Annotated in this window: 29 protein-coding genes; 18 read left to right on the top strand and 11 right to left on the bottom strand. The window is 73.5% G+C overall.

The genetic code is table 11. The features are described 5' to 3' along the window. The first annotated feature begins 117 nt into the window (after positions 1-117). Positions 118-1,371: a formamidase gene (fmdA, locus tag ACFPL3_RS36070; protein WP_343945831.1), complete on the top strand. Its 1,254-nt coding sequence runs from the start codon at positions 118-120 to the stop codon at positions 1,369-1,371. Positions 1,372-1,402: 31 nt separating this feature from the next. Here fmdA and ACFPL3_RS36075 read toward each other — a convergent pair whose 3' ends face one another. Both ACFPL3_RS36075 and ACFPL3_RS36080 read right to left on the bottom strand, forming a co-directional pair. After that, a complete protein-coding gene (locus ACFPL3_RS36075) occupies positions 1,403-1,564 on the bottom strand; it encodes a hypothetical protein (RefSeq protein ID WP_343945832.1) in 162 nt (53 codons plus the stop codon). A gap of 151 nt (positions 1,565-1,715) precedes the next feature. Then, entirely contained in the window at positions 1,716-3,413 is a 1,698-nt protein-coding gene (locus tag ACFPL3_RS36080) for a hypothetical protein (protein WP_343945833.1), read from the bottom strand. A gap of 209 nt (positions 3,414-3,622) precedes the next feature. On the opposite strand from ACFPL3_RS36080, the gene ACFPL3_RS36085 reads away from it, so the two are divergent. The 5 genes from ACFPL3_RS36085 to ACFPL3_RS36105 all read left to right on the top strand — a co-directional run bounded on the left by ACFPL3_RS36085 (position 3,623) and on the right by ACFPL3_RS36105 (position 7,836). Further along, positions 3,623-3,904 (top strand): metal-sensitive transcriptional regulator, encoded by a 282-nt coding sequence (locus ACFPL3_RS36085; RefSeq protein WP_343945835.1) that lies wholly within the window; start codon positions 3,623-3,625, stop codon positions 3,902-3,904. Positions 3,905-4,014: 110 nt separating this feature from the next. Then, on the top strand, positions 4,015-4,296 hold the full coding sequence (locus ACFPL3_RS36090) for a metal-sensitive transcriptional regulator (protein WP_343945836.1): 282 nt from the start codon (positions 4,015-4,017) through the stop codon (positions 4,294-4,296). Positions 4,297-4,330: 34 nt separating this feature from the next. Beyond that, positions 4,331-4,537 carry a heavy-metal-associated domain-containing protein gene (locus ACFPL3_RS36095; RefSeq protein ID WP_343945837.1) on the top strand — a complete coding sequence of 69 codons (207 nt, stop codon included), beginning with the start codon at positions 4,331-4,333 and terminating at the stop codon, positions 4,535-4,537. A 25-nt stretch (positions 4,538-4,562) separates the two neighbouring features. Then, the gene (locus ACFPL3_RS36100) at positions 4,563-5,516 is read left to right on the top strand and encodes a hypothetical protein (protein WP_343945838.1); all 954 of its coding nucleotides are present in this window, start codon (positions 4,563-4,565) and stop codon (positions 5,514-5,516) included. A gap of 94 nt (positions 5,517-5,610) precedes the next feature. Continuing rightward, positions 5,611-7,836, top strand: coding sequence for a heavy metal translocating P-type ATPase (locus tag ACFPL3_RS36105; protein ID WP_343945839.1), 2,226 nt, complete (start codon positions 5,611-5,613; stop codon positions 7,834-7,836). A gap of 37 nt (positions 7,837-7,873) precedes the next feature. Here ACFPL3_RS36105 and ACFPL3_RS36110 read toward each other — a convergent pair whose 3' ends face one another. Beyond that, on the bottom strand, positions 7,874-9,394 hold the full coding sequence (locus ACFPL3_RS36110) for a DHA2 family efflux MFS transporter permease subunit (RefSeq protein WP_379590413.1): 1,521 nt from the start codon (positions 9,392-9,394) through the stop codon (positions 7,874-7,876). Positions 9,395-9,516: 122 nt separating this feature from the next. Here ACFPL3_RS36110 and ACFPL3_RS36115 point away from each other — a divergent pair, with 122 nt between their 5' ends. Then, positions 9,517-10,137, top strand: a complete 621-nt coding sequence (locus ACFPL3_RS36115; RefSeq protein ID WP_343945841.1) for a TetR/AcrR family transcriptional regulator — start codon at positions 9,517-9,519, stop codon at positions 10,135-10,137. Positions 10,138-10,140: 3 nt separating this feature from the next. Here the strand turns inward: ACFPL3_RS36115 and ACFPL3_RS36120 are convergent, their stop codons facing one another. Next, on the bottom strand, positions 10,141-11,073 hold the full coding sequence (locus ACFPL3_RS36120; protein ID WP_343945842.1) for an NAD-dependent epimerase/dehydratase family protein: 933 nt from the start codon (positions 11,071-11,073) through the stop codon (positions 10,141-10,143). A 123-nt stretch (positions 11,074-11,196) separates the two neighbouring features. On the opposite strand from ACFPL3_RS36120, the gene ACFPL3_RS36125 reads away from it, so the two are divergent. The 6 genes from ACFPL3_RS36125 to ACFPL3_RS36150 are packed head-to-tail and all read left to right on the top strand — an operon-like array spanning position 11,197 to position 14,775. Further along, on the top strand, positions 11,197-11,550 hold the full coding sequence (locus ACFPL3_RS36125) for an ArsR/SmtB family transcription factor (protein WP_343945843.1): 354 nt from the start codon (positions 11,197-11,199) through the stop codon (positions 11,548-11,550). After that, positions 11,547-12,224, top strand: coding sequence for a cation efflux transmembrane domain-containing protein (locus ACFPL3_RS36130; RefSeq protein ID WP_343945844.1), 678 nt, complete (start codon positions 11,547-11,549; stop codon positions 12,222-12,224). The genes ACFPL3_RS36125 and ACFPL3_RS36130 overlap by 4 nt, the downstream gene beginning before the upstream one ends. Beyond that, on the top strand, positions 12,221-12,853 hold the full coding sequence (locus ACFPL3_RS36135) for a class I SAM-dependent methyltransferase (RefSeq protein ID WP_343945845.1): 633 nt from the start codon (positions 12,221-12,223) through the stop codon (positions 12,851-12,853). Before ACFPL3_RS36130 ends, ACFPL3_RS36135 begins: the two co-directional genes overlap by 4 nt. Beyond that, the gene (locus tag ACFPL3_RS36140; RefSeq protein ID WP_343945846.1) at positions 12,850-13,233 is read left to right on the top strand and encodes a hypothetical protein; all 384 of its coding nucleotides are present in this window, start codon (positions 12,850-12,852) and stop codon (positions 13,231-13,233) included. Before ACFPL3_RS36135 ends, ACFPL3_RS36140 begins: the two co-directional genes overlap by 4 nt. Continuing rightward, entirely contained in the window at positions 13,230-13,571 is a 342-nt protein-coding gene (locus ACFPL3_RS36145; RefSeq protein ID WP_343945847.1) for a YciI family protein, read from the top strand. Before ACFPL3_RS36140 ends, ACFPL3_RS36145 begins: the two co-directional genes overlap by 4 nt. Before the next feature lie 4 nt (positions 13,572-13,575). After that, positions 13,576-14,775 carry an RNA polymerase sigma factor gene (locus ACFPL3_RS36150; RefSeq protein WP_343945848.1) on the top strand — a complete coding sequence of 400 codons (1,200 nt, stop codon included), beginning with the start codon at positions 13,576-13,578 and terminating at the stop codon, positions 14,773-14,775. Here the strand turns inward: ACFPL3_RS36150 and ACFPL3_RS36155 are convergent. Then, positions 14,762-15,358, bottom strand: coding sequence for a TIGR03086 family metal-binding protein (locus ACFPL3_RS36155; RefSeq protein ID WP_343945849.1), 597 nt, complete (start codon positions 15,356-15,358; stop codon positions 14,762-14,764). The two genes, ACFPL3_RS36150 and ACFPL3_RS36155, sit on opposite strands and share 14 nt — an antisense overlap. 118 nt (positions 15,359-15,476) lie before the next feature. Here ACFPL3_RS36155 and ACFPL3_RS36160 point away from each other — a divergent pair, with 118 nt between their 5' ends. From ACFPL3_RS36160 to ACFPL3_RS36170, 3 genes are all read left to right on the top strand, one after another. Then, positions 15,477-15,896 (top strand): helix-turn-helix domain-containing protein, encoded by a 420-nt coding sequence (locus ACFPL3_RS36160; RefSeq protein ID WP_343945850.1) that lies wholly within the window; start codon positions 15,477-15,479, stop codon positions 15,894-15,896. Next, the gene (locus ACFPL3_RS36165) at positions 15,893-16,735 is read left to right on the top strand and encodes an alpha/beta fold hydrolase (protein ID WP_343945851.1); all 843 of its coding nucleotides are present in this window, start codon (positions 15,893-15,895) and stop codon (positions 16,733-16,735) included. Before ACFPL3_RS36160 ends, ACFPL3_RS36165 begins: the two co-directional genes overlap by 4 nt. A gap of 183 nt (positions 16,736-16,918) precedes the next feature. Continuing rightward, complete coding sequence (locus tag ACFPL3_RS36170) at positions 16,919-17,116, top strand: hypothetical protein (protein ID WP_343945852.1); 198 nt, start codon at positions 16,919-16,921, stop codon at positions 17,114-17,116. Positions 17,117-17,208: 92 nt separating this feature from the next. Here the strand turns inward: ACFPL3_RS36170 and ACFPL3_RS36175 are convergent, their stop codons facing one another. From ACFPL3_RS36175 to ACFPL3_RS36190, 4 genes are all read right to left on the bottom strand, one after another. After that, positions 17,209-17,880 (bottom strand): endonuclease V, encoded by a 672-nt coding sequence (locus ACFPL3_RS36175; RefSeq protein ID WP_343945853.1) that lies wholly within the window; start codon positions 17,878-17,880, stop codon positions 17,209-17,211. Positions 17,881-17,944: 64 nt separating this feature from the next. Continuing rightward, complete coding sequence (locus ACFPL3_RS36180) at positions 17,945-18,094, bottom strand: hypothetical protein (RefSeq protein ID WP_343945854.1); 150 nt, start codon at positions 18,092-18,094, stop codon at positions 17,945-17,947. Beyond that, positions 18,091-18,384, bottom strand: coding sequence for a hypothetical protein (locus tag ACFPL3_RS36185; RefSeq protein ID WP_343945855.1), 294 nt, complete (start codon positions 18,382-18,384; stop codon positions 18,091-18,093). Before ACFPL3_RS36185 ends, ACFPL3_RS36180 begins: the two co-directional genes overlap by 4 nt. A 148-nt stretch (positions 18,385-18,532) precedes the next feature. After that, positions 18,533-18,697 carry a hypothetical protein gene (locus tag ACFPL3_RS36190; RefSeq protein ID WP_343945856.1) on the bottom strand — a complete coding sequence of 55 codons (165 nt, stop codon included), beginning with the start codon at positions 18,695-18,697 and terminating at the stop codon, positions 18,533-18,535. A 144-nt stretch (positions 18,698-18,841) separates the two neighbouring features. Between ACFPL3_RS36190 and ACFPL3_RS36195 the strand changes: the two genes are divergently transcribed. Together ACFPL3_RS36195 and ACFPL3_RS36200 are read left to right on the top strand one after the other, a co-directional pair. Then, a complete protein-coding gene (locus ACFPL3_RS36195) occupies positions 18,842-19,135 on the top strand; it encodes a PASTA domain-containing protein (protein ID WP_343945857.1) in 294 nt (97 codons plus the stop codon). A gap of 122 nt (positions 19,136-19,257) precedes the next feature. After that, positions 19,258-20,874, top strand: a complete 1,617-nt coding sequence (locus ACFPL3_RS36200; protein WP_343945858.1) for an ABC-F family ATP-binding cassette domain-containing protein — start codon at positions 19,258-19,260, stop codon at positions 20,872-20,874. A gap of 91 nt (positions 20,875-20,965) precedes the next feature. On the opposite strand, the gene ACFPL3_RS36205 is transcribed toward ACFPL3_RS36200, so the two are convergent. Both ACFPL3_RS36205 and ACFPL3_RS36210 read right to left on the bottom strand, forming a co-directional pair. Next, positions 20,966-22,441, bottom strand: a complete 1,476-nt coding sequence (locus tag ACFPL3_RS36205) for a flavin-containing monooxygenase (protein ID WP_343945859.1) — start codon at positions 22,439-22,441, stop codon at positions 20,966-20,968. A 33-nt stretch (positions 22,442-22,474) separates the two neighbouring features. After that, entirely contained in the window at positions 22,475-24,343 is a 1,869-nt protein-coding gene (locus tag ACFPL3_RS36210; protein ID WP_343945860.1) for a vWA domain-containing protein, read from the bottom strand. Positions 24,344-24,345: the final 2 nt, after the last annotated feature.

Here is a 24,345-nt window from a genome sequence, read left to right on the forward strand (position 1 = left end):
AGGGGTGCGGCTCCGCGGGAAGGCGAGCCGGGACGACCCGCCTGCATCCACCCCCGCGCGCCGACCGCCTCGCCCGCGGCCGGTTGATCATCGAGGAATCGACGGAGGAGAGCTGCGATGCCGGATGTGGTGTTCAGCGTTGATCAGACCAAGTCGATGCGTGATCAGGCGGTGCCCGGTCACAACAGGTGGCACCCGGACGTGCCCGTCGCGGTGATGGTCCGGCCCGGACAGCAGATCCGGGTGGAGTGCCGCGAGTGGACCGACGGCCAGCTCGGCAACAACGACTCGGCTAACGACGTGCGCGACGTCGACCTGACGCACGCGCACATGCTGAGCGGTCCGATCGGGGTGGAAGGCGCGGAGCCGGGCGACCTGCTCGTCGTCGACATCCTCGACCTGGGCCCGGTGCAGGCCCCGCAGGAGTACGGCGACGCCCCCGGCCAGGGCTGGGGCTACACCGGCATCTTCGCGAAGGCCAACGGCGGTGGCTTCCTGACCGACTACTTCCCCGACGCCTACAAGGCGATCTGGGACTTCGCCGGCCAGGTGGCGACGTCGCGGCACATCCCGGGGGTCCGCTACACCGGCATCACCCACCCCGGCCTGTTCGGGACCGCCCCGTCGGCCGAGCTGCTCGACCGGTGGAACCGCCGGGAGCGGGCCCTGATCGACAAGGACCCCAACCGCGTGCCACCGCTCGCGCTGCCACCGCTCGAGCAGAACACGCTCGGCGGCACGGCGACGGGTGACGTGGCGCAGGCGATCGCCCGCGACGGCGCGCGCACCGTCCCTGCCCGGGAGAACGGCGGCAACCACGACATCAAGAACTTCACCCGCGGCTCGCGCGTCTTCTACCCGGTGCACGTGGAGGATGCCAAGCTCTCCGGCGGCGACCTGCACTTCAGCCAGGGCGACGGCGAGATCACGTTCTGCGGCGCGATCGAGATGGGCGGCTTCATCGACTTCCACGTCGACCTGATCAAGGGCGGGATGGAGACCTACGGCGTCACGACGAACCCGGTGTTCATGCCGGGCAACGTGGAGCCGCGCTACTCCGAGTTCATGACCTTCATCGGGGTGTCGGTGGACCGCGAGACCGACGAGAACTTCTACCTGGACGCCACCGTCGCCTACCGGCGTGCGTGCCTGAACGCGGTGGAGTACCTCAAGAAGTTCGGCTACTCGGGCGAGCAGGCCTACCTCCTGCTCGGCTCGGCCCCGATCGAGGGGCGCGTCAGCGGGGTCGTCGACATCCCGAACGCGTGCTGCTCGCTGTACCTGCCGACGGCGATCTTCGACTTCGACGTGAAGCCGTCGGCATCCGGGCCGACTCGCGCGGATCGGGGGCAGTGCGCGGTGACCTCCTGACCCACCCAGGCGGCGCCGCCCGGCCGGTCGGTCAGGCGGCACTGTCGGCCGCGGCGGCCTCGGCCGGCACGGTGGGACGCGCCGTGACCGTGACGGTGCCGCCGCAGTTCCAGCAGCTCGGCTCGGTGGCGTGGTCACGCCCCTCCACATCGCACGCACCGCAGAACCAGTGCGCCATGACCTGGACGTTCATCGCGGGTGCCTCCCGTGGGCGCCACCCCGTGACCGTCACGTGATGGCGTCGGTTGCCTCTGCCTCGTGCGCTGCGGAGACGATCGGAAGGTTACGGTCGGTTCGCCGACCGCACATTCTGGCTAGCCCCCGATCCAGCCCCCGGACACCGGTCACGTGCCGGCCACCCACGTCTCCCACGCGCCCGCGCTGCGCAGCGCCTCGTCCGGGATCCCGGCCTCGGCCAGCGCGCCGGGGTGGAGCAGCTCGTAGCGCTGGTTGTACGCCGCGGCGCGGTCGGCGGGCAGCAGCAGCCACGGCGCCAGCGCGTACTCGAGCCGGAGCTCGACCACCCAGTCCGAGTGGCGCGGGATCAGCTCGCCGCGCACGAGACCGCGCGCGAGGAGCCCCCGCCACAGCGCGGCCGTCTCCCGGCAGGCCTCGGGGCCCTCCTCGGCCGGGGTGACGGCGGTGGTCTCGATCCGCCTGGGCAGCGACAGCATCGTGGTGACCGCGAACATCCACGGCAGCCCGAGGATCCGGCACAGGTGGGCCCGGTGCGACCCCGCGCCCACCGAGTACAGCGGCCCGGCAGGCCCGGGGATCCGCAGCAGCTGCACCGCTCCCGAGTCGGCGTGGGCACCGAAGTGGCGGGCGAGGTACCCCGGCACGTCGGCGTAGCCGACGGCGAGCAGCTCGGCCGTGCGGTCGGGCAGCCAGGAGGCCGAGCGCTCCGGGTGGTCGCGGTCGCGGTCGAACCGGCCCCACACCTCGTCGGGAGTGCGCACCACCGACCGGGTCGGCACCCACTCCACGGCCGTGGTGCACGCCCACGAGTCGCCGGGCGCGAGCAGGGCGGGCAGCTGCGGCTCCGTCTCCTGCAACCGGGCCGCGCGGGCCTCGACCTCCTCCCGCACCCGGTCGGCGGGCACGCTGCGGCGGAGGACGTCGATCTCGGCCACGACCTCGGCGATCAGGTCGCGGCGCGCCATGAACGCCGCGGTGGCCTGCTCCTCGGTGACGTGCGGGGTGGCGGCGGGCGTGAACGCGCACAGCCGCGGCACCCGCGAGGGCGGCGGCGCACCGCGCCACGTGACCTCGGCGAGCCGCGGCCGTGTGCTCCACCGGCCCAGCTCGTCGGCCACCACCGCGGGGTGGGCGGCCCAGCCCTCCACGGCGGGACGGTCCGGCTCGCCGATCGGTTCGGCCTCGAACCGGCCCGACATCTCCCACCGCACCGCCCAGCAGTCGGCCCCCGGGGTCGCCTCCGCCACGGCGGCGGCGCGGCGAGTCATGTCGGCGGCCATGACGTGCACCTGACCGCGGTCGCGGGCGGCCCTCAGCTCGGCGAGCGACAGCCGGGGCGCGTCGTCGCCCGCGTCGTCGCCCGAGTTCTCGCCGCGGTCGGACAGCACCATCGTGTCGACCTCGGCGCGCCGCGGGTCCTCCTGCAGGTGCTGCTGGCGCAGCAGGTTTCCCGCCTCCCGCATCGCCGCGGCCAGCTGGAGGCCGGGACGGCGCAACTCCGTGGCGTCCACGAACGGGTCGGCGTGGTCGACGACACGCCGGACGAGCGCCTTCTGCAGCTGCTCGGCCTGCCACATCAGCGCCGTGACGTCGTTCCACGCGGCCGGCGCCGTGCCCTCGTCGGCGACGGCCCGGGTGGCGAGCGTCAGCCGGTCCCACGCGGACAGCCTCGACAGCCGGCGCGTCGCCAGCGTGAACACCACCGCCGTGGTCCAGCGGGCGAGGTGGGCCGTGCGCCGCGGCCTGCCCGACCGCAGCGCGCGGCAGGGCTGACGTGCCTCGGCGTCGCACCGGTCGCACGGCCAGTCGTGAACAGCGATCCCGCTGATCGGATGTGTGTGCAAAGCGCCCGTCCATCCTCCGATCGAGGTACCCCGATCTTTGCGCAGGCCGCTGTTCCGGTGTATCGGGGCCCCTACTCCCCGTGAACGACCCGCCACCAGATACCCGTACGGGGTGTCGGAATCCCGTCTTCCCGGAGGCCGGGCGCGCGCTGTCCGTCACCCGGCGGGATAGGGGGGCATAGTATGTGCGCCGGCGCGAGGGAGGACGGATGCACGGGTACACCCAGGACAAGGACGCCTATCTGAAGCGCCTGCGCCGCATCGAGGGCCAGGTGCGCGGCATCGCCAAGATGATCGAGGGCGACCAGTACTGCATCGACGTGCTCACCCAGGTCTCCGCAGCCACGAAAGCCCTGGAAGCGGTCGCGCTCGGCCTGCTCGACGAGCACCTGCGCCACTGTGTCGCCCAGGCGGCCGCGGAGGGGGGCCCGGTGGCCGAGCAGAAGGTCGCGGAGGCCAGCGCGGCGATCGCCCGCCTCGTGAAGTCCTGATACTGCCGACCGGTACCGGGTAAGCAAGGGGTGACCACCGTCACGGTGGACCCGTCTTGATGGGATACCCCCCTACGGTATGGTCGGCGGTGTTCGGAGAGGAGCACGGCATGAACGGCTACACGCACGACAAGGACGCCTACCTCAAGCGGATGCGGCGCATCGAGGGCCAGGTGCGCGGCATCGCCAAGATGATCGAGGGCGACCAGTACTGCATCGACGTGCTCACCCAGGTCTCCGCCGCCACCAAGGCCCTCGAGGCCGTGGCGCTCGGCCTGCTCGACGAGCACCTGCACCACTGCGTCACCCAGGCCGCCGCCGAGGGCGGCCCGGTCGCCGATCAGAAGGTCGCCGAGGCCAGCGCCGCCATCGCGCGGCTGGTCCGGTCCTGACACTCCCGACGCCCCCGAAGAGAAGGAGCAGCAGATGAGCGACACCACCTACAAGGTCACCGGCATGACCTGCCAGCACTGCGTCGCCTCGGTCACCGAGGAGATCAGCGAGATCGACGGTGTCACCGGCGTCGCGGTGGACCTGCCCACCGGCGCCGTCACGGTCACCAGCACCACCCCCCTGGACGACGCGGCCGTTCGGGCCGCCGTCGAGGAAGCCGGGTACGAGCTCGCCGGCTAGGCGCCGGCCGGAGACAGGAACTGTCATGAACCCACTCGCGAAGCTCTCCGCCTACGGTGCGGCGCTCGTCCTGCTCGTCGCAGGTACGTACGCCGTCGGCACCGCTGTCGGTCCCCTCCGCTCCGTCGCCGCCCCGAGCGCCGACGTGGCACCGTCCGGTGTTGAGGCCACCGGACACGGGGACGCCCACAGCGGCACCGTCGCGGAGGCCGCAGTCGACCAGCCCGCCGGGCTGGCGTCGAGCAGGGGCGGTTACACCCTCACGCCCACCGACCCGACGCCCACAGCGGGAACATTCTCCTTCCGGATCACCGGCCCCGACGGGGCGCCGGTCACCGCGTTCGACGTGGAGCACGACAAGCGGATGCACCTCATCGTGGTGCGCCGCGACACCACCGGGTTCGAGCACGTGCACCCCGAGATGGCGCCCGACGGCACCTGGTCGGTCCCGCTGTCGTTCCCGGAGGGCGGCTCGTACCGGGCCTTCGCCGACTTCGCCCCCACCGGGGGTGAAGCCACCACGCTCGGCGTCGACCTCGCCGTGCCCGGCCCGTTCGAGCCGGTGGAGCACGCGCCGAGCCGCACGGCACAGGTGGACGGGTACACGGTCGAGCTCAGCGGGGAGCTCGTGCCCGGCCGGGCCTCCCCGGTGACGCTCACGGTGAGCAGGGACGGGCAGCCGGTCACCGACCTGCAGCCCTACCTCGGCGCCTACGGCCACCTGGTGGCGTTGCGCGAGGGCGACCTCGCCTACCTGCACGTGCACCCGGACGGGGCACCGGGCGACGGGGTCACCCCCGCGGGCCCGCAGATCGAGTTCGTGGCCGAGGTGCCGAGCGCGGGCGGCTACCGCCTGTTCCTCGACTTCCAGCACGACGGCGTGGTCCGCACCGCCGAGTTCACGGTGCCCACCGGCGCCGCGGTGGCGGACGCCGTCGCCGAGTCGCCCGGTCACGCCGACGACGGCCACGGCCACTGATCGCGGGAAGGAGCCGACACATGAGCGAGCGTGCGAGCGAATCCATGTCACAGCGCTACGCGAAGCGCCGCCCGAGCCTCAGCGAGGGCGTGCGATGAGCACCACTTCCCCCACGTCCGTCGAGCTGGCGATCGGCGGCATGACCTGCGCGTCGTGCGCCAACCGGATCGAGCGCAAGCTCAACAAGCTCGACGGCGTCACCGCCAGCGTCAACTACGCCACGGAGAAGGCGCGGGTCGAGGCACCGGCGGGCGTCGACCCCGCGGTCCTGATCGCGCAGGTCGAGGCGGCCGGCTACACGGCCGAGCTGCCCCGGCCCGCCGGGTCCGGGCCGGAGGAGGCACCTGAGGAGGACCCTACCCGCCCGCTGCGGAACCGGCTGGTCACCAGCGTGGTCCTCGCGGTGCCGGTCATCGCGCTGGCGATGGTGCCTGCCCTGCAGTTCACGTACTGGCAGTGGATCTCCCTGGCGCTCGCCGGCCCGGTGGTCACGTGGGCGGCGTGGCCGTTCCACCGGGCGGCGTGGACGAACCTGCGCCACGGCGCCGCCACGATGGACACCCTGATCTCGATGGGCGTCATCGCGGCGTTCGCGTGGTCGCTCTACGCCCTGCTGTTCGGCACGGCGGGGATGCCCGGTATGACGCACCCCTTCGAGCTCACGATCGCCCCGAGCGACGGCGCCGGGAACATCTACCTCGAGGTGGCGGCGGGCGTCACCACGTTCATCCTGGCCGGGCGCTACTTCGAGGCCCGGTCGAAGCGGAGGGCCGGGGCGGCGCTGCGGGCGCTGCTCGAGCTGGGTGCGAAGGACGTCGCCGTGCTGCGGGACGGCGCCGAGACCCGCATCCCGGTCGAGGAGCTGTCGGTCGGCGACCGGTTCGTCGTGCGGCCGGGCGAGAAGATCGCCACCGACGGCGTGGTCGACGAGGGCAGCTCCGCGGTGGACGTCTCGATGCTCACCGGTGAATCGGTGCCGGTGGAGGTCGGGCCGGGCGACGCGGTCGTCGGGGCCACCGTCAACGCGGGCGGCCGGCTCGTGGTGCGCGCCACCCGGATCGGGTCCGACACCCAGCTCGCGCAGATGGCGAAGCTGGTGGAGGACGCGCAGAACGGCAAGGCCGACGTGCAGCGCCTCGCCGACCGCATCTCAGGGGTGTTCGTGCCGATCGTGATCGCGCTCGCCGCGGCCACGCTCGGGTTCTGGCTGGGTACCGGCACGGGCACCGCGGCGGCGTTCACGGCCGCGGTCGCCGTGCTGATCATCGCCTGCCCGTGCGCGCTGGGGCTGGCCACGCCCACCGCGCTGCTGGTCGGCACCGGCCGGGGTGCCCAGCTGGGCATCCTGATCAAGGGCCCCGAGGTGCTGGAGTCCACCCGCCGGGTCGACACGGTCGTGCTGGACAAGACCGGCACGGTCACCACCGGCCGGATGGAGCTCGTCGCCGTGCACACCGCGGAAGGGGTCGACGAGGACGAGGTCCTGCGGATCGCGGGCGCCCTGGAGGACGCCTCCGAGCACCCGATCGCCGCGGCGATCGCCCGGGGCGCCCGGGAGCGCGTCGGGGGCCTCCCCGCCGTCGAGAGCTTCACCAACGTCGAGGGTCTCGGGGTGCAGGGGATCGTCGACGGCCACGCCGTGCTCGTGGGGCGGCCGGCGCTGCTGGAGCAGTGGAGCCAGCCGCTCGATGACGACCTCGCCGCCCACCTGGCGGCGGCGCAGGCCGACGGGCGCACGGCGATCGCCGTGGCGTGGGACGGTGCGGCGCGGGCGGTGCTGGCCGTCGCCGACACCGTGAAGCCGACCTCCGCCGAGGCCGTCGCCCAGCTGAAGGCGCTGGGGCTCACCCCGGTGCTGCTCACCGGCGACAACGAGGCCGCCGCCCGCGCGGTGGCCGCCGAGGTGGGGATCCAGGAGGTGGTCGCGGAGGTCCTGCCGGCCGACAAGGTCGACGTGGTCAAGCGGCTGCAGGACGAGGGCAAGGTCGTCGCGATGGTCGGCGACGGCGTCAACGATGCGGCCGCCCTCGCCCAGGCCGACCTGGGGCTGGCCATGGGCACCGGCACCGACGTCGCGATCGAGGCGAGCGACATCACGCTGGTGCGCGGCGACCTGCGCGCCGCCGCCGACGCGATCCGGCTCTCGCGCCGGACGCTCGGCACGATCAAGGGCAACCTGTTCTGGGCGTTCGGCTACAACGTGGCCGCTCTCCCGCTGGCTGCCGCGGGGCTGCTCAACCCGATGATCGCCGGGGCCGCGATGGCGTTCAGCTCGGTGTTCGTGGTGGCCAACAGCCTGCGGTTGCGCCGGTTCCGCTGAACGGTCGGGGCCGGACCGGGTGCACCGGTCCGGCCCTTCAGCGCGGCTTCGGCCCCGGCAGGAGCAGGCCCAGCAGGGCACCGATCGCGGCGCAGCCGCCGAGCACGAGGAACATGTCGGCGAAGGCGGTGGCGGCCACGTCCAGCCGCATCGCCCCGTAGAGCGCCTGCATGGCCACGCCGCCCTCCTCGGCGGCGTGGGCGAGCATCGGGGGCATCCTCGGTCCGACGGGCATGAGATCGCTCTCGCCGACCATCAGCTGGGCCTGCAGCACGGTGAGCACGGCACCCAGGCCCGCCACCGCGAGGGCGGAGACCGACCGGATCGCCACCTGGTTGAGCGCGCTGCCGCTGGGGATCCGGTGCGGCGGCAGGGCGTTCATGCCGACGCTCATCGCCGGCATCATCGACACCCCGATGCCGAGGTTGAACAGCACGCTCCACCCGATGATGTCGATCTCCGAGACGTCCGTGGTGACCTGGGCCATCAGCGCGCAGGCGAGGGCGGTGATCGACAGCCCGGTGAACACGGGCAGGCGGGCCCCGAAGCGGTCGTAGAGGCGGCCGGCCACCGGCGCCATGGCCGCCATCACCAGCGCGGAGGGCATCATCACGAGCCCGGCCTCGAGCGCGTCGAGCTGCATCACCCCCAGCAGGAGCTGCGGGATGTAGAACAGCGAGCCGAACATCGCCACCGTCACCAGCACCACGATCAGCAGGCCGATCGTGTACGGGCGCGACCGGAACACCCCGAGGTCCAGCAGCGGCGTCTCCACCGAGTTCTCGACCACCACGAACAGGGCGAAGGCCAGCGCGCTGGCGAACAGCAGGATCACCGTCGGATAGCTGGTCCACCCCCAGTCGTTGCCCTGGGCGGTGGCGATGAGCAGGGTCGACAGCCCGGCGGCGACGGTGACGAACCCCCACAGGTCGAAGCGGGGCCTGCCCGTCGCGCCGGTGCGGGGCAGGATCCGCCACGCCGCCACCACGGCAGCGATCCCGATCGGGATCTTGATAAAGAAGATCATCTGCCAGGTGGAGTTCTCCACGAACCACCCGCCCATCGCGGGACCGACACCCGGCGCGACGATGATGCCGAGGCCGTAGAGGCCCATCGCCATGCCGATCTTCTCCCGCGGCACCGTCGCGAACAGCAGCGTCATGCCGAGCACGCCCAGCAGACCGCCGGGCACCCCCTGCAGGACGCGGAACGCGATCATGCTGCCGATGTCCCAGGCCAGCCCGCAGAGCGTCGACCCGGCCGTGAAGACGGCCAGGCAGATGACGTAGAGCCGGCTGATGCCGATCCGGTCGCCGAGCCACTTGCTCAGCGGGATCGCCACCCCCATGGCCAGCGAGTAGCCGGTGGACACCCAGCGCCCGTCGTCCGCGCTCGCGCTCAACGCGCGCTCGATCGAGGGCAGGGCGACGTTCACGCTGCTGGTGTCCAGGGCCGACAGGAACGAGCCGAGGGTCACCACCATCAGCGGCACGAGCCAGCCACCGGGACGGTCCGCCTCGTGCCGAGCGCCGGGCCGTGTCCGCTCCGCAGTCGTCACCTCGGTGTCGCCCCCCAGTTGATGTACGTTCGTTCACCGACTTGGTGAACGAACGTACATCAACTGGTGACACGCGGGACCACGGGTGGGCGAATGCACACCCCCCGGGGACAATCGCGCGCATGAGGCCCGCTGCCGAGCCCGTGAGGCGCACCCGCAACCCCTGGGGCGAGGGCGAACGACTGCGCACCGAGATCCTGGAGGCGGCCAGCGGCCTGCTGTCCGAACTCGGCGGCGAGGCGGGCCTGAGCATCCGTGGGGTGGCCCGGGCCACCGGCGTGGCCCCGGGCAGCATCTACCAGCACTTCCGGGACCTGAACACCCTCGCCGACCACCTGCACGAGTACGAGTGCGAACGGCTGCTCGCGCTCCTCGAACGCGCGGGCGCCGACCACGCCGACCCCGTCGAGCGGCTACGCGCCCAACTCGTGGCCTACTGCGACTTCGCGCTCGCCAACCCCGGCCACTACCGGATCCTGTTCCGGCCGCCGAACCGCGGGAACCCGCCGCCGGACCCGCTGACCACCCCGCTCGGCCAGGTCGTCAACCTGTTCGTCGCGGGCTTCGAGCGCTGCCGCGAGGCCGGTCTCGACGTGCGCCTCTCCAACCGCGACGCCGGCACGATGGTCTTCAGCTCCATGCACGGCCGGGTCGCCATCCACCTCTGCTACGGCACCGGGAAGAGCCGCGAGCAGCTCGCACTGGGCGTCGATCAGCTGCTCTCGCTCCTCGTCGGCACCTGAAGTTCACGCGCTCACAGCCGCGCCGAAGAACCTCCGGGCGTGCCGGTCGACGGTGCGTTCCAGGCCCACGCGCAGTGGCGTGCGCGCCCGCCAGCCCAGGTACTCGCGCGCCGGACCGGGATCGGCCACGAGATCGCGGTCGCCCGGGCGGTCGGCCAGCACCCCGAACCGGGGAGCGACGCGCGCACCCGTGATGTCGGCGATCAGGGAGACCACGTCGCGGATCGACACCGGGTCACCGGTGCCGATGTCGATGACACGCCCCAGCGCGGCCGGTTCGACGGCCGCGGCGAGCAGGGCGTCGACGACGTCGTCCACGTAGACCCAGTCGACGCGCCGCGTGCCGCTGGAGAGGGCGGGCGCGACCCCGCGCAGCAGGCTGTCGACGACGTGCGGCACGAGCCGTGTTGCATGCGGGTCGTCGGGCCCGTAGACCATCCCGAGGCGCAGCACGGTGACCGGGAGGTTCGCGATGTCGCGGAACAGCGTGGCGTACGTCGTCGCCGCGATCTTCGACGCCGAGTAGGGCGAGCGCGCACCGGAACCCGGCTCGAGGTCGGCGTGCTCCTCGAGCGACCCGGCGAGCACCACGCGGCAGTCCGGGACGTCGGCGGCGGCGGTCATCACGTTCACCGCGCTGACGACGTTGTCGTTCAGCATCGGCACCACGAGCGACAGGTTGCGCGCACCCTCGGCCCGGCTCGCCAGGTGGATCACGACGTCCGGGCGCACCCGCTGCACGAGCAGGTGCGTGGCCCGGGCGTCGGCCAGGTCGACGCAGGACCACTGCACACCGTCCTGCTCCCGCGGCTGGGCGCGGGTCGTCGCGTGGACGTCGGCACCGCGGGCCACGAGCCGGCGCAGGACGTGACGGCCGATGAAGCCCCGGGCACCGGTGACGAGGTAACGGACCGGTTCGGGATGGACGAGGGACATGAGGACGACCTTCGGGATGTACGGGCAGTCGTACCGAGTCTCCGCACGCCTCGCTGTGACCACGCTGAACGCGGCCGCGGCTGCAGGGTTCCGTTCACCGCGCTCCGGCGATAACATCGCCGCGTGACGATCGATTGCGCCCCGGATCTCACGCCCGCGGCCGCCCTCTTCCGTTCGCTCGGCGACCCGGCCCGCCTGGCCATCGTGCGCAGACTGGCGCAGGGAGAGGCGCGGGTGGTGGACCTGACCCGCGCGCTCGGACTCGCCCAGTCCACGGTGTCCAAGCACGTCGCGTGCCTGCGCGGCTGCGGGCTCGTCGACTACCGGGTGGAGGGCCGCCAGTCGTTCTACTCGCTCTCGCACCCGGAGCTGGTGGACCTGCTGCGCAGCGCCGAGCTGCTGCTGGCCGCCACCGGCTCCGCGGTGGCGCTGTGCCCCGTCTACGGGGATCCCGCGGTGGCGCAGGCGGCATCATGAGCAGCCCTGCCCTCCACCTCGACCGGCGCGCGGTGCTGTGCGCCCGCATCCGGCTGCTCGTCGCGGCCACGATCGCCTACAACGTCGTCGAGGCGGTCGTGGCGATCACCGCGGGCACGGTGGCGTCGTCGATCGCGCTGATCGGGTTCGGGCTGGACTCGGTGATCGAGGTCAGCTCGGCCGCCGCGGTCGCCTGGCAGTTCGCCGCCCCCGACCCCGAGCGGCGGGAACGCGTCGCGCTGCGCGTCATCGCCTGGTCGTTCTTCGCCCTCGCCGCCTACGTCACGGTCGAGGCGCTGCGCACCCTGGTCGGCGGACACGAGGCGGACCGCTCCGACGTCGGGATCGCGCTGCTCGCGCTCAGCGTCGTGGTGATGCCGTTCCTGTCCTGGGCGCAGCGGCGCGCCGGGCGGGAGCTGGGCTCGGCCAGCGCGGTGGCCGGCTCGAAGCAGACCCTCCTGTGCTCCTACCTCTCGGCCGCCGTGCTGCTCGGCCTGGTGCTGAACGCCGTGCTCGGCTGGTGGTGGGCCGACCCGGTGGTCGCGCTCGCCGTGGCAGTCGTCGCGGTGCGGGAGGGCCGCGCCGCCCTGCGCGGCGAGACCTGCTGCCCACCCGTCCGCCCCGGCGACGAGGACGACGGGTGCGACCGCTGCGGCCCGGGAGCCGAGGCGTGAAGGGCCCGGACAGCGAGCGGCTCCGGCGGTACTGGGACCGCCACGCTGCTTCCTACGACCGGCAGATGGAGTTCCTCGAGCGGAAGTTCTTCGGCGACACCCGGCAGTGGGTGTGCCGCGGCGCGACCGGCGAGGTGCTCGAGGTCGGCGTCGGCACCGGACTCAACCTCGGCCACTACCCCGTGAACGTGTCCCTCACCGGCGTCGACCTCAGCCCCGCCATGCTCGCCCAGGCCCGGCGCCGGGCTGCGATGAGCTCCCGCCCGATCTCCCTGCGGGTCGGTGACGCACACCGGCTCGACCTCCCCGACGCGTCGTTCGACACGGTGGTGTGCACGTTCTCGCTCTGCGCGATCCCCGACGACCGCCACGCCGTCGCCGAGATGTGGCGCGTGCTGCGACCCGGCGGGCAGCTGCGGCTGGCCGACCACGTCGTCAGCACGTCCGCACCGGTACGGCTGGCGCAGCGGCTGCTGGAGCTCGTGTCGATCCCCACCGGCGGGGAGCACTTCCGCCGACGGCCGGTCCTGCACGTGCGCGACCAGGGGTTCGCCGTGGAGCAGCAGGAGCGCTTCCGGTGGGGGATCGTGGAACGCGTGGTCGCGCGGAAACCGGAGCCGGGGCCATGAGCGAACCGGCATGGGCACCCGCCGACGCGTGCACGCTGCCCACCGCGGAGCGGCCGCTGCGCGAGGCGGAGTTCGACACCCTGTTCGCCACCGCGCTGACCGGGGTGTCCCGCCCCGAACCTGGGTGGCTGCGACTGGCGTTCCGCCGGGACGCCGAGATCGAGGACCTGGTGGCGCGCGAGTCGTCGTGCTGCTCGTTCTTCGACTTCCGGATCACCCGCACCCCCGACGGCGCCGTGCTGGACGTGCGGGTACCCGCCGCGCGCGTCGCGGTGCTGGACGGACTCGCCCGCCGGGCCACGGCCCTGGGCTGTCGAAACGAGCGCACTCCCGGACGTCATGGAGGTGGAACACCGCCACCGAGGAGGGACGACCCGTGAAGTACGTGCTGATGTTCGCCGAGACCCCGCAGTACGCCGAGGACCTGGCCGCGATGGACGACGCGCAGCGCCAAGCCGCCTACGACGAGGTGGGCCGCTGGTTCGCCGACAACGCGGCCCGGATCATCCACCACGCCCACCTGCAGGGCCCGCACACGGCCACCACGGTGCGCCGGGTCGACGGCGGGCACGAGGTCACCGACGGGCCGTTCGTCGAGGGCAAGGAGATCGTCGTCGGGTTCGTGGAGGTCGAGGTGGCCGATCTGGACGAGGCGCTCGCGATGGCCCGGTCCTGGCCCGCCTGCCCGATCGTCGAGCTCCGGCCGGTCAGCCCCTGAGCCCGTGGACCGCTCGCACGACGAGCTGGCCCGCGTGGTGCGCGAGCACGCGGGCCGGCTCACGGCGTCCCTGGTGCACCTGCTCGGCGACTTCTCCGCCGCGGAGGACCTCGTGCAGGACGCGATCGAGACCGCGCTGCGGCGCTGGCCGGTCGAGGGCATCCCGGACCGGCCGGACGCGTGGCTGTTCACCGTGGCCCGCAACCGCGGCCTCGACGTGCTGCGCCGCCAGACCCGCTACCGGGAGAAGCTCACCCAGCTGCAGTGGCCGTCGCCTGCCGAACCGGACGACCGGCTGCGGCTGCTGTTCACCTGCTGCCACCCGGCGCTGCCCCGGCAGGCGCAGGTCGCGCTCACCCTGCGCACGATCTGCGGCCTGACCACCGCGCAGATCGCCGCGGCGTTCCTCGTGCCCGAGACCACGGTGGCGCAGCGGATCACCCGCGCCAAACGCAAGATCACCGACGCCGGTATCCCCTACCGCATCCCGTCCGACGCGGAGCTGCCGGAGCGGCTGGCCGAGGTGCTCACCGTGGTCTACCTGCTCCACAACGAGGGCTACCTGTCCTCCACCGGCGACGGGGTGTGGTCGCGGCGGCTGGCCGGGGACGCCGAGTGGCTGGCGTCGTCGCTCGCCTGGACGCTGCCCCGCGAACCGGAGGCGCTCGGGCTGCTCGCGCTCATCCGGCTCCACCAGGCCCGCGCCGCCGCCCGGTTCGACGCCGACGGGCACATCGTGCTGCTGCCTCACCAGGACCGCAGCCGGTGGGACCACGACGCCATCGCCGAGGCCGGCCGGCTGCTCGCCCGTGCCGCCACGCACCACCGGCCCGGGCCCTACCAACTGCAGGCCGCGATCGTCGCCTGCCACGCGGAGTCCCCGCGGTGGGAGGACACCGACTGGGCGCAGATCGTCGTCCTCTACGACATGCTGCTCGCCGTCGCCCCGTCCCCCGTGACACGCCTGAACCGGGCGATCGCGCTCCGGTACCTCGCGGGCCCACAGGCCGCGATGCGCGAGCTCGACGACCTCGCGGCCGACGCGGTGCTGGACCGGTACCCGCTCCTGCACGCCACCCGCGCCGAGCTGCTCAGGGCGCTCGGGAGCCCCGAGGAGGCGCGGGAGGCCGACCGCCGCGCGCTCGACCTCACCGCGAACCCCGCTCAGCGCGCCGTGCTCTCCGAACGCATCAGCTGGACGTGACCGGCGCGGGCCGCCACGCCGCGCGCCCGAGGAACGCCAGCATCCTGGTCTGCTCGTCGCTGCCCGGGGGCGGCGTGAGCTCCGGCCCGAAGAACCCCGGGCGCCGCACCACGTGTGCCCGCGCCCAGTCGTGCGCGAGCGCGACGAGCCCCGGGTCGAGGCGGACGTCCACCCCGAGCGCGTGCCCGACGTCCCACGTGTGCGCCACGAGGTCGGTGATCAGCAGGGTGACGACCCCCGCGACCGGGACCTCACCCAGACCCGGGAGCGCCACGGTCCGGTCCAGCGCCGCGGGCGTCAGCGTGGCCACCGACTCCGCGCGCGCCGACCGCCACACCGCGACCGGGTCCGGGCCGGCCAGCTCTCCCGGGCGGGGCGCTCCCGGTGCGCCGCGCCCGTCCGGGTCGGGGGCGCCGGTGGCCCAGGCCTGCAGCTGCCACTGCCCCCAGATCAGGTGCCCGGCGACGTCGCGCACCGTCCACTCCGGACACGCCGAGGGGCCGTCCCAGCGTTCGGGCCGCACGTCGGCGAGCACCGCGTCGACCCCGTCCAGAGCCTGCCGGTAGTGCTGCATCGCGTCCATCTCCGTCCTTCCGTTCGAGGGATCCACACCTCCGAGACGAACGGACGACGGCCGGACACGACAGGTACCCCAGAGTGCTCTATTCTTCCCTAATTAGACGAACTCGAGGGAAGTCGAGATGACTCAGCTGTACTCGGTCGAGGAGGTCGCGGCGCTGCTGGGGCTGCACGTGAAGACCGTGCGGGGCTACGTGCGCGACGGCCGGCTCGACGCCGTCCGGATCGGGCGGCAGTACCGGATCGGCGCCGACGCCCTGGAGGCGTTCACCGGCCGTACCGTCACACCACCGCGCGACGGGCCCGCGGTCGAGGTGTCGAGCGTGATCCAGATCGACGACGTCGACCGCGCCCTGGCCGACCGCGTGAGCACGCTCGTCACGAGCAGCGTCGGCGGTGCCGCCCAGGACGACGGCCGGATGCGGGTCGAGACCGCCTACGACCAGGAGAGGTCGCGAATGAAGATCATCGTGCTCGGCGGGCCGGAGAGCACCGCCGAGCTGCTCCGGCTCGTCGCCGCGCTGGTGGGAGACCGCTCGTGAGCGCCGTCTACACCTCGTCCGACGGACAGCGGGCGATCCAGGAGCGCTACCGCGAACTGCTCGCCGGCTGGCCGGTGCCCGCGGAGCACCGGCGCGTGCCCACCCGGGAGGGCGAGACGTTCGTGTTGGTCTCCGGCCCGCCGGACGCCCCGGCGTTGGTGCTCCTGCACGGCTCGGGGTCCAACGCGCTGATGTGGGCGCCGGACGTGGCCGCGTGGTCCGCGCACTTCCGGGTCCACGCCGTCGACCTCATCGGCGAGCCGGGGCTCAGCGCGCCCGCGCGACCCCCGCTCACCTCCGGCGCCTACCCGCTCTGGTTCGACGACGTGCTCGACGGCCTCGGCTTCGCCCGCGCGTCCGTCGTCGGGGTCTCCCTCGGCGGGTGGCTCACGCTCGACCACGCCACCCGGCACCCGGAGCGCGTGGAGCGGCTGGTGCTGCTGACCCCTGCCGGCCTCGCCCGCCCCAAGGTCGCCGGCCTGCTCGCCGCCGCGGCGCTCAAGCCGTTCGGTGAGTGGGGCGAGCGGAAGTCCCTGGAGGTGTTCCTCGGACCGGAGGTGCGCCGGCAGACCGGCTCGGCCGAGTTCGTCCGGCTCGTGTCGCGGCACTTCCGCTACCGGCGCGAACCCGTCCCCGTGATCGAGGACGCCGCACTGCGCCGGCTCGACCTGCCGGTCCTCGCGATCCTCGGTGGGCAGGACGCCTTCATCCACTCCCCGCGCTCCGCCGACCGCCTCTCCCGGCTGGTGCCGACCGCCGACATCCGCGTCCTGCCCGCCGTCGGCCACCTCCTGCCCGCACAGACCGAACCGGTGCTGGAGTTCCTGCGCACGACGTAGCGCTCACACACCGACTGCAATTGATGTGCCGGCACCACAACTGGTGCGCGAGGCCACCCGGACAGCCTTTGGCGTCACAGCGGCCTCCTGGTGGCGGTCTCCCTCGGAGGGGCGGATCCGGAGGTTTCACGGCGATCAAGGGCAAATGGTCGCTCCCAGAGATCATCTAGCGACCATCTCCCCTTGATCGACGACCCCGGGCCGCAAATTTTGCCCATGATCAGAGAGTTGGCGCATTCCCGTGTCGATTTCGCCCGAGAACGCGCCAAACCCCTGATCATGGCCGCGGAACCGGCCGGAGGTGGTGCCGCGCGCCAAGAGGGCAGACCCCGGGGCGCGAAGCGCTCGCGCGGCGACGCCGAAGGCGCCCTTGAGGCGTGAGGTGCGGCCCCGCACGATGCGCGGCGCCACCGGTGGTCCCAGCCCCGCCGTGGCCACACCGGAGACCGTGGCAAAGATCAGGCCGTGACGAGCTACACCCGCAGGGCCGCGTCACGCGCCAGACGGTCGGCCCGCCGCGTGGTCTCGGGGAGGCGGTGGCGGGCCAGCCGCAGCACGTGGTCGCACGCGGCGTCGAGCCCGATGCGGTGGCCGACGGACACGAAGACCGGCCGCACCCCGTGCTGCGTGCGCAACGCCCTCCCCACGACGTCGTCGCCGTCGACCTGCGGTGTCCAGGACCCGCGGGCGGGCTTCGGCATCTCGTACGGCCCCGGCGGCGACTTCGCGACGCCGATGGTCGGCACGTCGGTGAGCAGCCCGACGTGGCAGGCCATGCCGAACCGGCGCGGGTGTGCGACGCCGGCGCCGTCGCACACGATGAGGTCCGGGACGTGCTCCAGCGCCTCGAGCGCGGCCGTCACCGCGGGGAGTTCGCGCAGGGCGAGGAAGCCGGGCTCGTAGGGGTGGCCGGCGCGGGCGCAGGCCGTGCGGGTCTCGACCGGGCGCAGGGTGCGCGCGTCCAGCACGACGACGGCGGCCACCACCTCGTCGGTGCCTTCGCAGTCGGCCACGTCGATCCCGGCCACGGTGCGCGGGTCCGTGGGGCCCGGCCCGGTGGGGTCCACGAGCGGGCGCAGCCGCTCCTGTTGTGCCGCGGCCTCGTCGGGGGAGGCCGGCGACGGCCCGAGGGTTTGCAGGTGCACGTCGGCGCACGCTATCGGTCCTGACCCGAAAGGGGTACACATCTGATCACACCCAGTTCCCGGATCAGGTCTCGACCACCACGGTGGCGGGCCGGTGGTCGGTGGCGCGCTCGTCGCGTCGCTCCCCGTCACCGGTGCGCCGGCCCGCCCACGCGTCGTGCTCGATCCGGCCCGACCCGGCGGCCACGCGCACGCCCGCCCCGCCGGACCTCATCCCCGGCGACACGACGCCGTGGTCGAGCAGGATCCGTTCTGCGGCTCCGCGGTGACGAAGTCGTCGAACACCGCGCTGTCCCTCAGGTCCACGGGGACGTCGGCCAGTGCGTGCCCGAACAGGGCCTCCGGCCGGTACACCGAGCCGACCAGCAGGTCCGTGACGTTGTGCGCGAGGTACTGCTGCTCGAACAGGTCCCGGCCGGGGCCGTCGTTGAAGTCGCCGAGCACCACGATCGCCGCGTCCGGGTCGGCGTCGAGCCGGGCGTCGAGGTACTGGCGGATCCGCATGCCCTCGTTCGCGGTGCGGCGCCGGTTCTGCAGGGGCCCCGGACGAACTCGAGGCGCCGGCCGCGGTCGCGCCACAACCGCTCGCCCTGGTTGATGAAGCTCGACTTGAGGTGGGCCACCACGAGCCGCAGCGGCTACCCGTCGAGGGTCACGCGGCAGGCGCCTCCTGGAGCGCGACGAGGTCAGCGTCGAGGTCCGCGATCAGACCGGCGAGCAGGCCCGCCGCCTGCTCGGTGTCGCACTCGACGCCGTCGCGCATGAACGAGGGGCGCCACGTCGCGTCCGCGCGGTCGGGGGCGAACCAGTCGTTCATCCACTCGGCGTTTGACGGTGGCGATGACGAACCGTGCCACACCTGCCTCCCGGTGCCTCGGTGCGTACGCATCGTCCCGCTCCGTACACGGTGGCGGGAACCGGAAGTCGTGACCGAACGCGGCCGATCGGGTACACCTGCACCGTGGGCGATCAGGAGAAGGTGCTCGTGCCGGCGCTCATCGGGCTGGAGGTGAGCGAGGCGCACGAGCTCGCGTTCGAGGCGCGCATCGTCGTGGTCTCCGCCGACCCCGACGTGCCCCTTCCCGTGTCGGGCACCGTCATCGCGCAGGCGCCGAGCGCGGGCACCCGGGTCGCTCCGGCCCACCCGGTGGCCATCGCCGTCGAGACCGGCGGCGGCGGAGGGGGTGGCGGCCGCAAGCTCACCACGCCGCCACCGGGGCCGCGCGACCCCTCAGGATCCAAGACCCCGGCCTGAGCACCGGCCCTGTTAAGGTCGGGGACGTGGCAGGCGGCGCAGGGGACGACGACATCTCCGGGTGATCCCGGACGAGCTCGCCGATTCCCCATCACACGCCCGACTCCTCGTGAGGCCGCCGCATGTCCATCGTCTGTTCCCACCTGTCCTTCTCCTGGCCCGACGACACCCCGGTGTTCCAGGACCTGTCGTTCACCGTCCCCGCGGGCCGCACCGGCCTCGTCGCACCCAACGGCGCCGGGAAGAGCACGCTGCTGCGGCTGATCGCCGGGGAGCTCGCGCCCACCGCGGGCACGATCACCGTCGACGGGGTGGCCGGCTACCTCCCGCAGGAACTCCCGTTCACCGCTGACCTGACCGTGGCCGAGGTGCTCGGGGTCGCACCGGTGCTCGCGGCGCTGCACGCCGTGGAGGCGGGCGATGCGAGCGAGGAGCACTTCACGACCATCGGCAGCGACTGGGACGTGGAGGAGCGCACCCGCGCCCAGCTCGACCGCCTCGGGCTCGGCGACGTCGAGCTCACCCGGCGCATCGGCACGCTGTCCGGCGGCCAGGTCGTCTCCCTCGGCCTGGCGGGGCGGCTCCTCGCGCGCCCCGACGTCCTGCTGCTCGACGAGCCGACGAACAACCTCGACCTCGAGGCCCGCCACCGGCTCTACGACGTACTCGAGGACTGGTCCGGCTGCCTGCTGTTGGTCAGCCACGACCGGGCGCTGCTCGACCGGGTGGACCGCATCGCCGAGCTCGACCGCGGCGACGTCCGCTTCTTCGGCGGCGGCTTCACGGCCTACACGGAGGCCGTGACCGCCGAGCAGGAGGTGGCCGAGCGGAACCTGCGCAACGCCGAGCAGGAGGTCAAGCGCGAGAAGCGGGAGATGCAGCAGGCCCGCGAGCGCGCCGCGCGCCGGGCGAGCACGGCGGCCCGCAACCTCAAGGACGCCGGCCTGCCCAAGATCCTCGCCACGGCGCGGCAGCGGCGGGCGCAGGAGTCGGCCGGGAAGGCGGACGGCACCCACGCCGCGCGCGTCGACGCCGCCCGCACCCGGCTCGACGAGGCGAGCCAGGCGCTGCGCGACGAGCAGAAGATCGCCCTGGAGCTGCCGGAGACCAGGGTGCCCGCCGGACGCACCGTGTTCGCCGGCGAGGGCCTGCAGGTCCGCGGCCTGTTCGCCGGCGGCGGGATCGACCTGTCGATCCGCGGCCCGGAGCGCATCGCGCTCACCGGGCCCAACGGGGTGGGCAAGTCCACGCTGCTGCGCGTCGTCGACGGCGAGCTGCGGCCCGACGCGGGCACCACCAGCCGCGCCGACGGCCGCATCGCGTACCTGTCCCAGCGGCTGGACCTGCTGCCCCCGGACCGGACCGTCGCGGAGAGCCTGGCCGCCGCCGCGCCCACCATGCCGCCGTCGCGACGGATGCACCTGCTCGCCCGGTTCCTCTTCCGCGGTGACCGCGTCCACCTCCCGATCCGGGCGCTCTCCGGCGGCGAGCGGCTGCGCGCCACCCTCGCGTGCGTCCTGTTCGCCGAGCCGGCGCCCCAGCTCCTGCTCCTCGACGAGCCGACGAACAACCTCGACCTGGTGAGCGTCGGGCAGCTGGAGAGCGCGCTCACCGCGTACGAGGGCGCGTTCGTGGTGGTGAGCCACGACGAACGCTTCCTCGCCGCGATCGGGGTGGACCGCTGGCTGCGGCTCGACGGCGGCACGCTGCGCGAGGTCGGCCCGCCGGACGCCCGCTGAACGCTCCCGCCGCGCGCAATTCAGCCGCCGAAACGGGAGACTCGCCCCCATCTGTGCGCGAGTCTCCCGTTTCGGGGGGTGAGGTGCGCGTTCAGTCGGGGTCAGGGGCGGCGGCGTCGACCGGGACGGGCGCGCGGCGCATCGGGCGCGCCGTGAACACCATGTCCCGGGCGACGTCGGCGAAGCGGGTGGACAGCAGGTCGCGCGGGTAGCTGTGGCGCATCAGCCACGGCGCCGCGCGGCCCTGCTTGGGCAGCACGCCCGCCGCGCGCTGCACGTAACCGGAGGTGAGGGTGAGCAGCGGGCGCTCGCCGACGTCGCCGCTGGGCTCGGGGGTGGCCGAGCTGTAGCCGTGGGCGTCCATGTGGGCGAGCAGCCGGCAGACGTAGCGCGCGGTGAGGTCGGCCCGCAGCGTCCACGAGGCGTTGACGTAGCCGATGCAGAGCGCGAGGTTCGGCACCCCGGAGAGCAGGCAGCCGCGGTAGACGAGGGTGCGGCCCGGGTCGACCTCCCTGCCGTCCACGGTGATCCGCATGCCGCCGCCGACCTGCACCTGCAGCCCGGTGGCCGTGACCACGACGTCGGCCGCCAGCTCGCGGCCGGAGGCGAGGCGGATGCCGGTCCCGGTGAAGGTGTGGATGGTGTCGGTGACGACCTCGGCGCGGCCCGACCGCATCGCGCGGAACAGGTCGCCGTCGGGCACGACGCAGAGGCGCTGGTCCCACGGCTGGTAGCGGGGGGTGAAGTCGCGGTCGATGATCGCGGGGTCGGGGATCTGGCGCTCGAGCCCGGCGCGCAGCAGCTTCCGGGCGACGCCGGGGAGGCGTTGCGCGATCTCGTAGAACGCCGAGGTCACCGCCACGTTCTTCCAGCGGATCAGCCGGTGGGCCCAGCCGGGGAGCCGATCGGCGAGCGGGTCGGTGCCGGGCAGGGAGATGAGCCAACTCGGGGACCGCTGCAGCATCGTGACGTGCGCCCCGCGCTCGGCGAGCGCGGGCACGAGCGTGACGGCGGTGGCCCCGCTGCCGACCACGACCACCCGCTTGCCCGTGCAGTCGAGGTCCTGCGGCCAGTGCTGCGGGTGCACGACGGTGCCGCGATAGTCGTCGATGCCGGGGAACTCGGGGAGGTAGCCGCGGTCGTAGCGGTAGTAGCCGGTGCCGAGGTAGAGGAACCGGCAGGTGTAGTGCTCGGTGCGGGCATCGGCCTGCACCTGCACCTCCCACCGCTGCTGCTGCGTGGACCACGCCACGGCCGTGACCCGCCTGCCGAAGCGGATGCGGCGGTCGATGCCGAATTCGGCAGCCGTGTCGCGCACGTAGGCGCGGATCGAGTCACCGTCGGAGATCGTGGCCGACGAGCGCCACGGGCGGAACGGGAACCCGAGCGTGAACATGTCGGAGTCCGAGCGGATCCCGGGGAAGCGGAACAGGTCCCAGGTGCCGCCGATCGCGTCGCGGGCCTCGAGGATCGCGTAGGTGCGCTGCGGGTGCTCGGTCTGCAGCCGGTACGCGGCGTCGATCCCGGAGATGCCTGCGCCGACGACGAGGACGTCGAGGTGCTCCACGCGCGCTCCCCCCGTTAGCGGACAGTCCTCGCATCATGCATCACGGCGGCGCCGCACGACGACCGCGACGACCAGCCCGAGCACCACCACCGCGGCGGCGCCTGCGGCCACCCACCCGGCGGGCGACACCACAGTGCTGGTGGGGGCGGCCTGCGCCTCCGGCGCCACCGGGGCGTCGGCGGCGGGCGGCGGCGCCGACGGGTCGTACCGGGGCCCCGGTTCCGGGTCGCCCGCCACGGTGACGTCGAGCCGGATCGGAACGGGCGCGGCCGCGTCGGGGTCCTCCCGGGTGGGGCCGACGTGGACGGCGATGTAGTAGGTGCCCGCCATGCTCTGGGTGCGCACGTCGAGGTCGTCGGCCGTGCGGTTGAGGTAGCGGACCGGCGCGGTGGTGAGGGCCGGGTCGTTGGCGGGCAGCACCTGCTCCGACCCGTTGTAGGAGGTGAAGTCGTTGTCGATCTCCTCCCGGGAGGGGGCGTAGACCGTGGTCGAGACGGGCGAGAGGTTGGCCAGGCCGCGGCCGGGCGTCTCGCCGAGGCGCACGCGGTAGGCGAGCCCCTGCCCCCAGTCGAGCGCCACGCGGTAGAACACGAACTCGCCGCGCTGCACGGTGTCGGTGTAGGTCCCGGATCCGTCGAGGGCGGCGGCCACGTTGAACGAACCACCCCCGACGACGGGCTGCGGCGGGCCCTGGGGCTCGGCGAACTCTGGCGCGGGCAGCACGGCGGCAGGGCCGGGGTCGGTGGCCGCGGGCTCCACGGCCACGAGCAGCTCCACGGGCAGCCGCTCCGGCACGCCCGCCGACACGCGGTCCCAGGTGAGCGCGAACGTGTAGGGGCCGGCGCCGCGGCAGCGGTCGCCGCTCTCGCTGCCGGTGTCGGGCTCGGTGGCGCCCGTCCACGTCGTCGCGACGGTCAGGGCCTGCCCGGCGCTGGAGTCGCTCGCCTGCTCGGACTCGAACTCGTGGCAGTCCTCGCCCGCCTCGCCGTACGTGCGCAGCTGGAGCGAGTTGAAGTCGTCGAGGATGTCCACACCGGGCACGCGGGGGAACGAGACGGTGGCGCTGAAGTAGGCGGTGGCGCCCTCCGGGACGTCCACGGCGTAGTGGCGCTGCTCGCGCTGCCCGATGGTGTCGAGGTGCTGGCCGGGCGCGGCGACGGGGGCCTCCGCCACGGCGGGGGCGCCGGTGATCGGGCTGCCCGCGGGCTGGTAGTTGCGCAGCGCGGACCCGGTGACGCGCGGGAGCACCCGCTGCAGCGCGGAGGCGTCCGGGGCGTCGGTGTACGTGCCGCCGGTGGCCTGGGCGATGCAGCTGAGTTCGGCGCGCGCCTCGCCGTCGACGCCGAACCCGACGGCGTGCACGACCAGGTCGACGCCCTGCCCGGCGAGCGTGCGCACCACCTCGCACGGTGGCGGCGGCGCGCAGGTGTCGACCCCGTCCGAGACGAGCACGATCGAGCGCGGCCCCTCCTGCGGCAGCTCCTGCGCCGCCACCTGCAGGGCCCGCCCGATCGGCGTGTACCCGCGCGGGGTGAGCCCGTCGACGGCGGCGCCGATGCGGTCCCGGTCGAGCGGCCCGACCGGACTCACCACGGAGACGTCCTGACAGCCCTGCGCCCGCTCGGCGTCGGAGTTGCCGGTGGAGGTGCCGTACGCGGCGAGGCCGACCGGGGCCGCGTCCGGTGCGGCGTCGAGGAAGGCGTGCACGGCGCTGCGCGCGGCGTCCATCTTGGTGCCGCCCGCCGGGTCGGTGCCCGTCATGGACCCGGACGCGTCGAGCACCACCATCGTCGGGGCGAACTCGGCTCCCGGTTCCTGTGCGTGCGCCACCGCGGGGGCGACAACGACGCCGAGCAGGGCGCCGAGCGCGCAGAGGAGCCGGGTCAGGAGTGGGGAGCTCACGA

The organism is Pseudonocardia zijingensis, from assembly GCF_042657305.1.
Classification (GTDB): Bacteria; Actinomycetota; Actinomycetes; order Mycobacteriales; family Pseudonocardiaceae; genus Pseudonocardia; species Pseudonocardia zijingensis.